This window comes from Methylobacterium sp. 2A, assembly GCF_009806555.1.
GTDB lineage: Bacteria > Pseudomonadota > Alphaproteobacteria > Rhizobiales > Beijerinckiaceae > Methylobacterium.
On the sequence record NZ_VUOK01000005.1, the window covers coordinates 105,011 to 119,340 of the forward strand.

The window sequence follows — 14,330 nt, forward strand, 5'->3', positions numbered from 1 at the left end:
CCGATAAGCCGTGACGATCGGCACGGGCCGATGGTTTTCGCGATGGCGGCGCGTCGAGCCTGAGCGAGGCGGTGCGCCGCCGTGGATTTCGTCAGTGGCCGGCCGGCGCCGGATCCGGCAGTTCGAACACCGTGAGCTGCCCACCGGGCGCCGTGTATTGCGACAGCGCCGCGTAGCCGCCCACCGCCCCGGAGCCGTCGGCCGGATCGGTCAGCCCGGCCGCCAGTCCGATTCCCGCCCAGCCGCCGATTCCGGAGAGCACCGCCACGTATTGCTTCCCGTCATGCAGGTAGGTGGTGACGTTGCCCACGATCCCGGACGGCGTCTTGAACCGGTAGAGCTCGTGCCCGTCCCGGGCATCCACCGCCTTCAGATAGCCTTCGAGCGTGCCGTAGAAGACCACGTTGCCCGCGGTGGCGAGCGCCCCCGACCAGACCGAGAAGGGCTCGGGAATCGACCACGCGATCCGCCCCTTCGCCCCGTCCCAGGCGATGAACGCCCCGGTCCGGTCCGACCCCTCCGGCGGGTGGAGGGTCAGCGTCGCGCCGACATAGGGCTGGCCGGGCGTGTAGGTGACGCGAAACGCCTCGTAATCCATGCACATGTGGTTGGTCGGCACGTAGAACAGCCGGGTCAGCGGCGAATAGGCCGCCGGCTGCTGGTTCTTGGCGCCGAGAGCCCCGGGACAGATGTTCTTCGTGGTTTCGTCCTCGTCGGCCTCGCCCGGAGCATAGCGCTTGTCGACCACCGGGCGGCCGTAATCGGGCGCGGCCGGGTCCATCGCCACCCGGCTCGCCCAGTTGACGCTCGGATCGAATTTTTCCGCCGCCAGCAATGCGCCCGTGGCCCGGTCGAGCGTGTAGCCGAACCCGTTCCGGTCGAAATGGGTCAGCACCTTCCGGGAGCGCCCGCCGATCTCCTGCTCGGTGAGGATCATCTCGTTGACGCCGTCATAGTCCCACTGGTCGTGGGGGGTCATCTGGTAGACCCAGCGGGCGATTCCCGTATCGGCGTCGCGGGCGAGGATCGCCATCGCCCAGCGGTTGTCGCCGGGGCGCTGGGCCGGGTTCCAGGTCGAGGGATTGCCGGTGCCGTAATAGACGAGGTTCAGATCCGGATCGTAGGCGAACCAGCCCCAGCTGCAGGCGCCGCCGGTCCGCCACTGGTCGCCCTCCCAGCTCCTGAGCGAGGAATCCTTCCCGATCGGGCGGCCGAGTTCGGTGGTCCTGTCCGGATCGACCAGCATGTCGGCATCCGGCCCGGTGGCGTAGGCGCGCCAGAGCCGTTTCCCGCTGGCCTGATCGTAGGCCGTGACGTGGCAGCGCGCCCCGTATTCGCCGCCGGCCAGCCCGACGATCAGCTTGCCGTGCACCGGCAGGACCGTGGCGGTGTTGGTCTCGCCCCGGGCGGGATCGCCGTTCTTCACCGACCACAGCACCCGGCCGGTCTCCGGGTCGAGGGCGACGACCGTCGTGTCGGCCTGCTGCAGGAACAGCCGCCCCTCCGCGTAGGCGAGCCCCCGGGAGACCGTGTCGCAGCACATCACGGCGATCACGCCCGCATCCTGCCGGGGGGCGTAGCGCCACAGGATCCGGCCGTCCTGGTCGAGGTCGAGGGCGTAGACGATGTTGGGGAAGGGCGTGTGGACATACATGACGTGCCCGACCACGATCGGCGCGCCCTCGTGCCCGCGCAGCACGCCGGTCGAGAAGGTCCAGGCGACCCTCAGGCGCGCGACGTTGCCGGCATTGATCCGGTCGAGGTCGGAATAGCGGGTATTGGCGTAGTCCAGGGTCTGGAGGACCGGCCCGCCGGCCGCGGAGCCGGGGCCTGCCGAGAGCGCCGCCGCCAGCGCCGCGAAGATCCGAACGCGCAATCCCAACATCCCTCGCCCGACACGCCTCGCCCGAAACCGCCATGGCCTACAGGGCGCGCCCGGCGGAATCGCGGCACGATCGGCCCCCGGCGCCGCCGTCCCCAAGGGTCGCGCGTGGCTCGGACCGGGACGGCATGCATTGATCTATCGCAATGAAACTCCGTCTCTTTGCCCAAATATTGCTCCGTCACGCGAAATTGAATGAACAAGAACAGACAATCCAAACAATATCAGTGGATCTATACACGATAACAAGATCATCATTCCACTTAACATGAACTTACTCGGCCGATCGGAGCGGCCAAATCATGAATATCAAGCTGAAAATCGGGGCGAAATTTGGCATCTCGGCGGTCGCGGCCTGCCTCCTGGTGGTCGCAATGGTCGCCAGCCAGTGGCTCAGCAACCGGACCATCGTCGCGGGCATCGAGGCCATCGGCCGCGAGCAGACGATCCTGAACGGCATCGTGGGCGCGCAATCGGCCCTGACCCAGATGCGGTCCGGCTACCGCGACCTCGTCGATGCGGAGATGAAGGCCGAGGAGCGCGACAAGCGCGTGGCGGCGATCGGCGAGCAGGCCCGGGCGGGGGCCGCGGGCCTCGACCGGCCGATCGCGATCGCGCTGATCCCGGACGTGCTGAAGCGCACGCAGGCGAATCTCCTGCGCTTCGCCGAGATCGTCCAGACCCGGTGGAGCGAGCGTTCGTCGCCCGACGAACTGAAGGCGGTCCGCGCCACCCTGCGCGACCTCACCACGGAAACCGACGCCATCATCCGCGAGTCGGTCGAGAACGCGCAGCGCTTCACCCGGGAGGCGACCGAGAACGCCGTGGCCCAGGCCGACCTGGCGACGCGCTACGGCCTGATCATCGGGGCCCTCGCCTTGGCGGTCAGCCTCGGCACCGTCCTGTTCCTGACCCTCGACATCGCGCGCCCGGTCCGCCGCATGGGCGAAGTCCTCCTCCAGATCGCCGAGGGCCGGACCGACATCGCGATCCCCTATACGGGCCGCTACGACGAGATCGGGGCGGCGGCCCGGTCCGCCCAGGTGTTCGAGGACAGCCTGGTCCGCACCCAGGCCCTCGAAGCCGAGGCCGCCCGAACCCGCGCCGAGAACGAGTCGCAACGCCAGGCGGCCATGCGGGCGATCGCCGACGGGTTCGAGAGCCGAATCGGCGGGATCATCCGGATCGTCACCGACGCCGCCTCGGAACTCCAGGCCACCGCCCAGGGCATGACCGGAACGGCCGCCGAGACCGCCACCCAGTCGGCCACCGTGGCCTCGGCCGCCGAGACCGCCTCCGGCAACGTGCAGACGGTCGCCTCGGCGGCCGAGGAACTCGGAACCTCCGTGCAGGAGATCGGGCGGCAGGTGGCCGGGGCGGCCGACCTGGCCCGGGGCGCGGTGACCGAGGCGGACCAGACCACCGGGTTCGTCCAGGCGCTCAGCGCGGCGGCAAACCGGATCGGCGATGTCGTCGTCCTGATCTCCAGCATCGCCGGGCAGACCAACCTGCTGGCGCTCAACGCCACCATCGAGGCCGCGCGCGCCGGCGAGTCGGGCCGCGGCTTCGCGGTGGTGGCCGCCGAGGTCAAGGAACTGGCCGCCCAGACCACGCGGGCCACGGAAGAGGTCGCCACCCAGATCGGGCAGATCCAGGGGATGACCACGCAGACGGTGGCGGCGATCGACACCATCTCCAACCGGATCCGCGAGATCAGCGGCGTGGCGGCGACCATCGCGGCGGCGGTGGAGCAGCAGGGTGCGGCCACGCAGGAGATCGTCCGCAACGTCGCGGAGGCGGCGGTCGGCACCGGTGCCGTCACCGCGACCATCGCGGGGGTGGCGGGCGCGGCCGAGGGCACCGGGGCGGCGGCCAGCCAGGTGCTCGCCTCCGCGTCGGCCCTGTCGCACCAGTCCGAGCGCCTCAAGGTCGAGGTCGACCGCTTCATCGCCGACGTGCGGGCGGCCTGAGCGTCCCCGCGGGCCGGGCTCACATCCGCTGCTGGACGATGTCCTCGGCCTCGGGGTCCGGCTCGTGGCCGGTGGCGCGCAGCATGGGCACCACCTCGGCCGCCTCGCGGGCGACGTGGTAGCTCAGGTCGAGGCCGTCGCGGATGAAGCCGTGGCCGCGCATGTGCTCGAACAGGGCGAGGAGCGGCGCCCAGAACTCCGCCACCGAGACCAGCACCACCGGCTTCCGGTGGCGCCCGAGCTGCGCCCAGGTGAGCTGCTCGACCAGCTCCTCCAGGGTGCCGATGCCGCCCGGCAGGGTCACGAAGGCGTCGGACCGCTCGAACATCAGGCGCTTGCGGGTGTGCATGTCGGGCACCACCACGGTCTCCTGCACCTCCGCCAGCATGTGCTCGCGCGCCTGGAGGAAGTCCGGGATGATGCCGGTGACGTGGCCGCCGGCTTCGAGCGCGGCGCGGGCCACAGCGCCCATCAGGCCGACATCGCCGCCGCCGTAGACGAGGCGCATCCCGGCCTGCGCGATGGCCGTCCCGAGCCCCTCCGCGGCCGCGCGGAAGGCGGGGTCCCGCCCGAAGCCGGAGCCGCAATAGACACAGACTGTCCTCACCGGGGCCATCCGGCACCCTCCATCGCGCATCCGTTGCGAGCCGTCCGAGACCTGCCCCGCCCGCCCCTCCCAGGGCCAAAGTGCTGAAGTCGCGGGGGATTCACCCGCCGGAGCGGCGGGACGGCTTGGTGTCGGGACCATGTACGGTATTATGCCGTGCCCCGTCGACGGTTTTTCCCGCACCGGGGCGGGATCGAGGGAGGCTCGGGTGGCGATGTCGGGACAGGTGCGGCGCAGTCTCGCCCTGGCGCTCGTCGGCCTCCTCGGCGGCCTCGGCCTCGTGGCGGCCCTGTTCGGCGGAGAGTCCCTGCGCCAGCTGACCGGCCGCTCCGCGCAGCAGGAGAGCGAGGGCCGGGCGCTGGCGTCACGCCAGGATCCGTCCATCGTCCCGTCCCTCGACCGCCGCGACGATAAGCCCGTCGAGGCCGGGGCGCCAGCGCGGGTGGAGGCCCCGTCCGGAGCCCCGGGCGATGCCCGCCCGGCCGGATCCGCCAAGCCGGCCACGGCGGCGCCGCGCTTCGACATCGTCCGGGTCGAGCCGAACGGCGACGCCGTGGTGGCCGGCCAGGGCGCGCCGGACGCCGTCGTGGAGCTGCTGGTCAACGGCAAGCCGGTGGCCCGGGCGACCGCCGATGCGGGCGGGCAATTCGCCGTCGTGCCGCCGGCCCTGCCGGCGGGATCGAGCCAGATCCGGCTGCGCATGACCGGCAAGGACGGGCGGGCGGCCGAATCCGAGCAGAGCGTGGCGGTGGAGGTCGCCCCCGGGCGCGACCGCCAGCCCCTCGTCGCGCTGACGGCGCCGGACGCGGCGACATTGGTGCTGTCGCAGCCGGGCGCGCCCGGCTCCAGGGCCGCGGCGGCGGCAGCATCCGGAGCCCCCGGGCCGGGGCAGCCGACCCGGATCGCGAGCGTGGACGTGCAGGAGAACGGGCGGCTGTTCGTCACGGCGACCGGCACCCCTGGCGCGGCGCTGCGGCTCTATCTGAACGACACGCTGATCGCCCCGGGACGCGTCGGCCCGGACGGGCGGGCGAGCTTCACCATCGGACGCGGCATGAAGCCCGGCCCGTATCGGGTGCGGATCGACCAGATCGATCCGGCCACCGGCAAGGTGGAGGCCCGCGCCGAGGTCCCGCTCGCAGTGCCCGAACCGACCCGGATGGCGGCCCGCGACCCCGCCGGATCGCATCCGGTGACAGTCCGGGACAAGGCCCGGACGAACGCTCCGACGAACAGCGCGTCGAACACCCCGGCCGGCGCCCGCACGGGCGGCGGGCAAGGTGGCGCGACCGGCAGCACGCGCGCGACGCCCGATCGCGCCGAGGCAACCCCGCCCCAGGGGCCGGCGCAGACATCGCAGGCGCAGACATCCGCCGTCCCCGATCCGCGGCTCATGGCGGCGGAGGCCGGTGCCGACGCCGCGGACGGCGCGGTCTACGTGCCGGAGATCAACACCGCCAAGATCACCCGCGGCGACAACCTCTGGCGGATCAGCCAGCGCACCTACGGCCGCGGCGAACGCTACACGGTGATCTACGACGCCAACCAGACCCAGATCCGCGATCCCGACCTGATCTATCCGGGCCAGATCTTCGTGCTGCCGGCCGACAAGCGGGGCTGAAGGCGGTTCTGCCGGTCGTGCGTGCGGGAGGCGAAGCGGCGGTGAGGGGGTCTCCGGATGCGTCGCCTTCCGAGCAGCCCCTCACCCCGGGCTGCCGCCTCGCCCCGATTGCGGAACACGCGGCGCTCTCCCCGCAAGCGGGGCGACGGGTTTTCGGTCCCACACTGCCGTGCAACCGGCACAGCGTCGCGTGAAGCTGCCGATCCCTCCGCGGAGGAGGAACGCCGGTTGGCGTGGTGGATCCGCGGCCCCAGCGTGCCCGTCAGGACTCCGCGCAGCGCGCCGCCGCCTCCCCCGCCTTCGCGCGCAGGTGCAGCTTCGAGCCGACCTCGACGATCGCCCGGATCGCGGGGATGAGCTCCTGCCCCAGGTCGGTCAGGGCGTAGTCCACGCTCGGCGGGGTCGTCGGCCGCACCGTCCGTGACAGCACGCCGCGCTCTTCCAGATCCTTCAGGCGCGCGCTCATCACCTTCGCCGAGACCGCCGGCGTCGCCCGACGCAGCTCGGAGAAGCGGCGCGGCCCCTCGCTCAGGTTCCAGATGATCTCCGGCGTCCAGATTCCGCCGAGCAGACTCATGCAGGCCGACATCGGACATCCGGGGGGCGGGGCGACCTTGCGCCTTTGCTTCAGCACCGTGACACGCTCCCGCTCTCTCCGCGGCGACTTGGTTTCCGGCAAGATACCAGAAAGCGTCGGTCACCGGAAGTTACCGGGTTTCTCAGGGTAACGATCCAGCCTACCAGGGCATCGCCTCACAACAGGAGACATCCCGTGAAGCTCTTCTACGCCGCCGGCGCCTGCTCGCTCTCCCCCCATATCGTCTTGCGTGAGTTGGGGCTGCCCTTCTCTCTCGAATCCGTCGATCTCAAGACCAGGACGACGGCCTCGGGTGCTGACTTTACCGCGATCAACCCCAAGGGTTACGTTCCCGCGCTCCAGCTTGACGATGGCGAAATCCTGACCGAGGGCGCGGCCATCGTCCAATACCTTGCGGATGCTCACGCGCCCGGGAGGCTGGCGCCGGCGGCCGGCACGACCGCACGAGCCCAGCTCGACGCGCATCTCACCTTCATCTCGGCCGAACTGCACAAGGGCTTCAGCCCGCTGTTCAACCCGGCGCTCGCCCCCGAGGCGCGCGCGGCAGCCGTCGCCAACCTCAACCGCAGGCTGGACGTCGTCGAGACGGCGCTCGCGGATGGCCGCACCTTCCTCACCGGCTCGGACTTTTCGATCGCCGACGCCTACCTGTTCGTCGTGCTGAGCTGGGCCAAACCCCTCGGCCTCGATCTGACCGAAAGGCCCGGCCTCGCCGCGTTCAGCGCGCGTGTCCGCGCCCGCGACGCCGTGCAGGCGGCTCTGGCCGCGGAAGGTCTGCCGATGGCGGCGTGAGACCGTCCGGGCGCCCCCGGATCGCGGCAGGGCCGCGGGGCGCACCGGGTCCCCCTCACTCCACCACCTGATCGTCCCCCGCGAAGGCCAGCCGGCGGAGCCGGCGCAGGGCCGCGGCCAGATCGTCGGGCGACGGCACCGCCAAAGCGAGGCGGACCGCGTTCGGCGCGTGGCCGGGCGCGACCGCGAAGGCCGGGGCCGGGATCAGCGCGATCCCCTGGCGCAGGGCCGCCGCCGCAAAAGCCTCCGCCCGCCACGTCTCGGGCAGTTCCAGCCACAGGTGATAGGCCTGTGGGTCGCCGACCACGCGCAGATCCGCGAGCGCCGCCCGGGCGATGACCTGCCGGGACGCGGCGTCCCGGCGCTTGGCCGCGGCGAGCGCGGAGGCCGCGTCCCCCGCCATCCAGTGCATGCCGGCCGCGAGCGGCAGGCCGAGCGCCGTCCAGGCGCCCTGGCGGATCGAGGCCGCGAGCCGGTCGGTCAGGGGCGGGGGCGCGGCCACGAGGCCGAGTGTCAGCGAGGGCATCACCCGCTTCGACAGGCTGTCCACCAGGATCACCCGGTCGGGCGCGAGGCAGGCGAGCGGCCGGGTCTCGGCCAGGAAGCTGTAGACGGCATCCTCGATCGCGATGAGCCCGGTCCGCTCCAGCACGGCGGCGAGGTCGGCGCGCCGGCCCGGCCCCATCGTGGCGCCGAGCGGGTTGTGCAGGGTCGGCTGGAGGTAGACGCCGCTCAGCGGGTTCGCCCGGTGGGCCTGGAGCAGCGCGTCGGGGCACATCCCCTCCGCGTCCATGGCGACCGGCACCAGCGTGATGCCGAGCCGGGCCGCGATGGCCTTCACCATCGGGTAGGTCAGGGGCTCGCAGGCGATCCGCTCCCCCGGCGCCGCCAGTGCGGCGAGCGCCGCCGCGAGCGCCTGCCGCCCGTTGCCGGTGAACAGGAGGTCGGCGGGGTCGGGCGCATGGCCGTCCCGGGCGAGGAACGCCGCCGCGACCGCCTGCACCTGCGGCGTGCCCAGGGGTCCGTACTGGCCGAACGCCATCTCGCCGCCGCTGCCGGCCAGCGCCGCGAGCGTCTCGGCCAGCAGGACCTCCTGCTCGGGCAGCCGCGAATGGGTCCGCTGGAGATCGATGGAGGCGGGCGGCGGCTCCGGCTGGAGCGGCTCGACCCGGCCCGGCTCGGACCGGACATAGGTGCCGCGCCCAACCTCGCCGGTCACGAGCCCCCGGCGGGCGAGTTCCGCATAGACCCGGCTCGCCGTCGAGACCGCGATGCCCCGCGCATAGGCGAAGTCGCGCTGCGGCGGCAGCTTCGCGCCCGGCGGGAGCCGTCCGGCCGCGATGTCCGCGGCGATCGCGTCGGCGACGGAGCGGAAATCCGCGGGCCGCATGATTGCTCCGAGGTCAATGTTTCGATTGCACCGAGACATGTATCGGATCAATGCTGCGCCCGCAATCCCGGCCGGACTGCCCAACCGCCACCGGAATGTCCCCGATGTCTGCCCTCACGCTCACCCGTTCCGCCGCCGACCGTCCCGCTTCCGGCCCCTCCCTGCCGCGCCTCTGGCTGGCCCGCATCCGCACGCGCCGGGCGCTCGCCGCCCTGCATCCCGACCAGATCCGCGAGGCCGGCCTCGATCCCTGGCTCTTGCGCGACGAGATCCGGAAACCGTTCTGGCGGGTGTGACGCGGTGCCCTGCACGCAGCGCGGGTGATCCCGCGCCGCCGCCCGCCTATATGCGGGGCTCACGACACCCGCCCCGCAGACCCCTTCATGACCGACGACACCGCGCCCCCGGCCGGGCCGAAGCTCCCGACCGAGCGCCCTTCCGAGCGCCCCGGCCTGATCGCCACCTATCGCCGGCTCTGGCCGCATCTCTGGCCCCACGGACGCCCCGACCTGCAGCGCCGGGTCTTCCTGGCCTTCGGCCTGCTGCTCGCCGCCAAGCTCGTGACCATGGTGACGCCGTTCACCTTCAAGTGGATCACCGACGCGCTGGTGGCGGCCATCGGCGGCCAGGATGCACCGACGCCCAAGGGCCTGCTCGCCGCGCCGATGCTGCTGATCGCGCTCTACGGCGTCTCGCGGATCGCCATGTCGGCGCTGACCCAGATCCGCGACGGGCTGTTCGCCAAGGTGGCGATGCACGCGGTGCGCCGCCTCGCGCTCCAGACCTTCGAGCACATGCACCGCCTGTCCCTGCGCTTCCACCTGGAGCGCAAGACCGGCGGCCTGACCCGGGTGCTGGAGCGCGGCCGCGCCGGCATCGAGGAATTGTCGCGCCTGATGGTGCTGACGCTCGTGCCGACCATCGTCGAGTTCGTGCTGGTGCTGGGCGTGCTGGCCTATGAGTTCAACTGGACCTACGCGGCGACCGCCTTCCTGACGGTCGCGGCCTATCTGGCCTTCACCTACAAGGCGACCGAGTGGCGGATCGCGATCCGCCGCCGGATGAACGCCTCCGACACCGACGCCAACACCAGGGCGGTCGATTCGCTGCTCAACTACGAAACGGTCAAATATTTCGGCGCGGAGCGCCGCGAGGCCGCCCGCTACGACGAATCGATGGCCAGGTACGAAAAGGCCTCGACGCAGACCTACGTGTCGCTGGCCGTGCTCAATGCCGGGCAGGCGGTGATCTTCACGCTCGGCATGACCGTGGTGATGTGGCTCGCGGCGCGCGACATCCTGGCCGGGCGCACCACGATCGGCGGCTTCGTGCTCGCCAACACGATGCTGGTGCAGCTCTCGATGCCCCTGAACTTCATGGGCATGATCTACCGGGAGATCAAACAGGCGCTGATCGACATCGACGACATGTTCCGCATCCTCGGGCAGAATCCCGAGATCGCCGACCGGCCGGGCGCGGCGCCGCTCAAGGTGGCGGGCGGCACGGTGCGGTTCGCGGATGTTCGCTTCGCCTACAATCCCGAGCGGCCGATCCTGCGCGGCGTGTCCTTCGAGATCCCGGCAGGCCAGACGGTGGCGGTGGTGGGGCCTTCGGGCGCCGGCAAGTCGACGCTCTCGCGCCTGCTGTTCCGGTTCTACGAGCCGCAAAGCGGCCGGATCAGCATCGACGGGCAGGACATCGCCGCGGTGACGCAGGCCTCGCTCCGCGCCGCGATCGGCATGGTCCCGCAGGACACGGTGCTGTTCAACGACACGATCGGCTACAACATCCGCTACGGCCGGGCCGACGCCACCGACGCCGAATTACGGGAGGCGGCCCGGCTCGCCCAGATCGACGGCTTCGTGTCGGGCCTGCCGGAGGGCTACGACACCCCGGTGGGCGAGCGCGGCCTGAAGCTGTCGGGCGGCGAGAAGCAGCGGGTCGCCATCGCCCGCACGATCCTGAAGGCGCCGCCGATCCTCGTGCTCGACGAGGCGACCTCGGCGCTCGATTCCTTCACCGAGGCCGAGATCCAGGCGGCGCTCGACCGGGTCAGCCGCGGCCGGACCACGCTGGTGATCGCCCACAGGCTCTCGACGGTGGTGAACGCCGACGCGATCCTGGTGCTCGACCACGGCCGCATCGTCGAGCGCGGCACCCATGCCGAGTTGCTGGAGGCCGGCGGCGTCTACGCGGCGCTCTGGGACCGCCAGCGGGAGGCCGACGCGGCGCTCGAGGTGCTGCAGCGGGCCGATGCGCCGGTGGTGCCGCGCCCCGGCCGGACGGCCGTGCCGGAGACCGAGGCCGCGGAGTAGGGGGCGGAGGCTCAGGCCTCTGTCCCGATCGGTTTCACGCTCAGCCGCAGACCGATGGCCTTGAGGACACCCATCAGCGTGTCGAGCTGCGGGTTCCCCCTCTCCGAGAGGGTTCGGTAGAGCTGCTCGCGGGAGCGGCCGGTTTCCTGCGCGATCTGGGCCATGCCCCGCGCACGCGCGACGACACCAATGGCATCGGCGACCAGGGCGGGATCGCCGTCCTCCAGCACAGCCTCGATGTAGAGGGCGATATCTTCGGGCGTCCTCAGGTGTTCCGCCGTAGCGTACGGTTGGGTCTCCACGGGCATTATGACAGATCCTTCGTCGGCCGTTTCGCCTCGCGGATGTCCCGGTCCTGCGAGGCCTTGTCGCCACCACACAGCAGAACCACGACCTCCTCACCCCGATCCACGTAATAGACCCGCTAACCAGGGCCGTAATCGATCCGCATCTCGCTGACGCCTTCGCCGACCGGTTTCACATCGCCGGGATTACCGAGGCCCAGACGCGCGACTCGGGCCAGTATCCGCGTGGCTGCCTTGCAATCCCGCAGACCGTCGATCCAAGCCAGATAAGAGCTCCTCACAAAACTCCCGAGCACCGGATATTTCCCTCCGGCCGCGACAGCGCAGCGGGAGTTTTGTGAGAGGCTCTAAACCGAGGTGCGACGAAGCACAGGCATGGCATATTGTAGTCAATAGACGACAAATTTGCAAGGGAGCCAGACGATCGCGGCATCACCGCGTGTCCGGTATCGCGGTTACATCTTCGCGCGTACCCGCACCCCCAGCAGATCCTCGAACGGCAGCACCATCGCGCCCTTGTCCTTGCCGGCGTGGCCCTGGCGGAGCGCCGTCTGGTAGGTGGCGGTGGCGGCCGCCGTGACGGGCATCGGAAAACCGTTCTCCGCCGCGATCGCCGCGGCGGCGACGAGGTCCTTGTAGGCCGCGCCCATCGGGTAGCCTTCGTCGAAGCGGCCCCGGAGGATGCGCGGCACGAAGTAGTCCGCGGCGTAGCTCCGGCTCGTGCCGGTGGTGACCACCGCGGCGACCTGCTCCGGATCGAGGCCCATCGCCACCGCCATGGGCAGCACCTCGGCGAGCGCCGCGATGTTGATGTCGTAGAGCACGTTGTTGATCGTCTTGGTGAGCTGCCCCGACCCGACCGGCCCCATGTGGAGGATGGTCGTGCCGATCCGCTCCAGCAGCGGGCGCACCCGCGCGACGGCCCCGGCCTCGCCGCCGCACATCACGGTGAGCGTTCCCGCCTTGGCCCCGGCCGGTGCGCCGGAGACCGGGGCATCGACGAAGGATCGCCCGGTCGCCGCCACGGCGCGGCCGATCGCCAGCGCCTTGGCGTGCGCGATGGTGCTGAGATCGACCACGATCGCCCCGGGGGCGAGGCGCTCGAGGAGCCCGTCCGCGCCGAACAGGGCCGCCTCGACCCCATCGCCGTTCGGCAGGCACAGGAACAGAACCTCCGCGCCGGCGGCCTGCCCGGGATCCGTCGCGGCGACGAGGCCCGGCGCATCGAGCCCGGCGAGGCGGGCCGGATCGGCATCCACCGCCACGATGGTCTCGGCCTCGGAGGCGCGCTTGGCCGCGAGGTTGCGGGCGATGGGATGGCCCATCGCGCCGAGGCCGAGGAGGGCGATGCGGATGGGCATGGTGGTATCTCCCTGACGTCAGAGTCCGGCTGCCGTCCCACCGTTACACCACGATGGTCGCACAGCGACGCGCTTGGCGGGCACAACCCGTCCCCTTCACGACACGGGTCTGCGGGTCCGGTTTTTTCGTTGGCGCATACACGCGAACGGCTCCGCGCGCCTCCCTCCCCCCTTTGCGGGGGAGGGGTCGTCGGCGGAGGTCGCCCTTGACAATGTTCCTATTTTGTGCTCATTAGCCGCCACCTGTCCGCGGCGGTGCCGGGGTGACCCTTCGGGGTGATCCGGCTCCGCTCTTCGGGGGTCCGCCCGGTGGCTGACCGGGCGGGCGTGCCGGACAGGGCGGTGCCCGCGTCGGTGGCTCTCAGCCGCCATCGCCCCGGGCGGCGTGACCGATACGGGGCGTGTCTCGGATTACGGGCGGAGCAACAACGGGTGAACCCGGCGGGGGAGGAAATGCCCCCGCGCCGACCCTCTGTCTGGGCCGACCCCAAGGGACCTGCGGACCCGTCCACGACGAGGCGGGCAAACGGCTGGAAGGCCACAGACCCTCGCGGGTTCCGGCGGTGCGTGTCACCGCGTCCGAGACCGTCTGCCGGGACGTCGCAGGATCGGGAGCGTCGAGCAGACACCGCGACGACAAGACGGCAGCGGTCGGGGACCACGCCCGGTCGATGCCGCGGGACGCCGCGGGGACCGGATCCCGCACGTCATGTCACCACCTGGGTTCCCGCGGCGTCCCGCGTCCCTCGTGTTCGTCTCTTGGGCCATGCCCCCGGCGCCGCAAGGCGGGTGGGGACGATGACGCATGTCCGACCTGATTGAGACGATCCACCGATGACTTCCGTCCGAACCGGCGATGTGTATCATCGCGCCATGACCGAGCTTCTGGAACGGGCCATCGCGCGCGTTCGCGCCCTCCCCGACGCCATGCAGGACGACGCCGCCCGCATGCTGCTGCTGTTCGCGGGCGAGGAGGACGGGCCCGTGTATCAGCTGACGCCGGAGGAGGAGGCGGATCTCGCGCGTTCTCTCGCCCAAGCGGAAAGCGGGCACTTCGCGACGGACGAGCAGATCCAGGCTGTGTGGGCGAAATACGGGCCTTGAAGCTGCGCTTCACGCCGGATGCCCTCGCGGACATCGATTCCGTCTTGAGCGGCATCGCGGACACATCGCCGTCTGGCGCGCTCAGCGTGCGGAATCGGCTCCAGGCCGTGTTCGACCGGCTTCTGGACCAACCGCGCAGCGGAACCCGGACGAATTCGCCGCGGCTGCGCCGGATCCTCGTGACACCCTACCCCTATTGGCTCTTCTACCAGATCGCGGAAGGCGCGATTGTCATCATCGCCCTGCGCCATGCCGCCCGCGATCCCCGCTCGATGCCCGATGCCGGACCAGACCGGTGTCCCGGTGAAAGTTGACGCCGGCCCGGCGGGCTGCCATCCGCGCGTCCGACCTGTCCGCCCGCAGGCGGCGCCGTTGAGCCCGAAAT

General features: G+C 71.2%; 13 protein-coding genes and 1 pseudogene. 7 read left to right on the top strand and 7 right to left on the bottom strand.

The window, feature by feature from the left end; translation table 11 throughout:
• Positions 1–91: 91 nt before the first annotated feature.
• The gene (locus tag FVE89_RS03780; RefSeq protein ID WP_160532798.1) at positions 92–1,885 is read right to left on the bottom strand and encodes a methanol/ethanol family PQQ-dependent dehydrogenase; all 1,794 of its coding nucleotides are present in this window, start codon (positions 1,883–1,885) and stop codon (positions 92–94) included.
• Between the two features lie 299 nt (positions 1,886–2,184).
• On the opposite strand from FVE89_RS03780, the gene FVE89_RS03785 reads away from it, so the two are divergent.
• Complete coding sequence (locus FVE89_RS03785) at positions 2,185–3,852, top strand: methyl-accepting chemotaxis protein (RefSeq protein ID WP_246730482.1); 1,668 nt, start codon at positions 2,185–2,187, stop codon at positions 3,850–3,852.
• Between the two features lie 19 nt (positions 3,853–3,871).
• Here the strand turns inward: FVE89_RS03785 and FVE89_RS03790 are convergent, their stop codons facing one another.
• Entirely contained in the window at positions 3,872–4,468 is a 597-nt protein-coding gene (locus tag FVE89_RS03790) for a TIGR00730 family Rossman fold protein (protein ID WP_160532799.1), read from the bottom strand.
• 205 nt (positions 4,469–4,673) lie between these two features.
• Between FVE89_RS03790 and FVE89_RS03795 the strand changes: the two genes are divergently transcribed.
• Positions 4,674–6,080, top strand: a complete 1,407-nt coding sequence (locus FVE89_RS03795; protein ID WP_160532867.1) for a LysM peptidoglycan-binding domain-containing protein — start codon at positions 4,674–4,676, stop codon at positions 6,078–6,080.
• A gap of 262 nt (positions 6,081–6,342) precedes the next feature.
• On the opposite strand, the gene FVE89_RS03800 is transcribed toward FVE89_RS03795, so the two are convergent.
• A complete protein-coding gene (locus FVE89_RS03800) occupies positions 6,343–6,657 on the bottom strand; it encodes a helix-turn-helix domain-containing protein (RefSeq protein ID WP_246730483.1) in 315 nt (104 codons plus the stop codon).
• Positions 6,658–6,852: 195 nt separating this feature from the next.
• Between FVE89_RS03800 and gstA the strand changes: the two genes are divergently transcribed.
• Entirely contained in the window at positions 6,853–7,470 is a 618-nt protein-coding gene (gstA, locus tag FVE89_RS03805) for a glutathione transferase GstA (RefSeq protein WP_160532801.1), read from the top strand.
• A gap of 55 nt (positions 7,471–7,525) precedes the next feature.
• On the opposite strand, the gene FVE89_RS03810 is transcribed toward gstA, so the two are convergent.
• Positions 7,526–8,860, bottom strand: a complete 1,335-nt coding sequence (locus FVE89_RS03810) for a PLP-dependent aminotransferase family protein (protein ID WP_160532802.1) — start codon at positions 8,858–8,860, stop codon at positions 7,526–7,528.
• Between the two features lie 104 nt (positions 8,861–8,964).
• Here FVE89_RS03810 and FVE89_RS03815 point away from each other — a divergent pair, with 104 nt between their 5' ends.
• Both FVE89_RS03815 and FVE89_RS03820 read left to right on the top strand, forming a co-directional pair.
• A complete protein-coding gene (locus FVE89_RS03815) occupies positions 8,965–9,156 on the top strand; it encodes a translation initiation factor IF-2 (protein ID WP_160532803.1) in 192 nt (63 codons plus the stop codon).
• An 87-nt stretch (positions 9,157–9,243) separates the two neighbouring features.
• Positions 9,244–11,175: an ABC transporter ATP-binding protein/permease gene (locus FVE89_RS03820; RefSeq protein WP_160532804.1), complete on the top strand. Its 1,932-nt coding sequence runs from the start codon at positions 9,244–9,246 to the stop codon at positions 11,173–11,175.
• A gap of 11 nt (positions 11,176–11,186) precedes the next feature.
• Here FVE89_RS03820 and FVE89_RS03825 read toward each other — a convergent pair whose 3' ends face one another.
• The 3 genes and pseudogenes from FVE89_RS03825 to FVE89_RS03830 all read right to left on the bottom strand — a co-directional run bounded on the left by FVE89_RS03825 (position 11,187) and on the right by FVE89_RS03830 (position 12,841).
• A complete protein-coding gene (locus tag FVE89_RS03825; protein WP_160532805.1) occupies positions 11,187–11,483 on the bottom strand; it encodes an addiction module antidote protein in 297 nt (98 codons plus the stop codon).
• Positions 11,483–11,776: pseudogene (locus FVE89_RS30895) on the bottom strand (type II toxin-antitoxin system RelE/ParE family toxin). The gene FVE89_RS03825 and the pseudogene FVE89_RS30895 overlap by 1 nt, the downstream one beginning before the upstream one ends.
• 159 nt (positions 11,777–11,935) lie before the next feature.
• Complete coding sequence (locus tag FVE89_RS03830) at positions 11,936–12,841, bottom strand: NAD(P)-dependent oxidoreductase (RefSeq protein ID WP_160532806.1); 906 nt, start codon at positions 12,839–12,841, stop codon at positions 11,936–11,938.
• Between the two features lie 873 nt (positions 12,842–13,714).
• Between FVE89_RS03830 and FVE89_RS03835 the strand changes: the two genes are divergently transcribed.
• Both FVE89_RS03835 and FVE89_RS03840 read left to right on the top strand, forming a co-directional pair.
• Complete coding sequence (locus FVE89_RS03835) at positions 13,715–13,945, top strand: hypothetical protein (RefSeq protein ID WP_160532807.1); 231 nt, start codon at positions 13,715–13,717, stop codon at positions 13,943–13,945.
• On the top strand, positions 13,942–14,259 hold the full coding sequence (locus FVE89_RS03840; RefSeq protein WP_160532808.1) for a type II toxin-antitoxin system RelE/ParE family toxin: 318 nt from the start codon (positions 13,942–13,944) through the stop codon (positions 14,257–14,259). The genes FVE89_RS03835 and FVE89_RS03840 overlap by 4 nt, the downstream gene beginning before the upstream one ends.
• Positions 14,260–14,330: the final 71 nt, after the last annotated feature.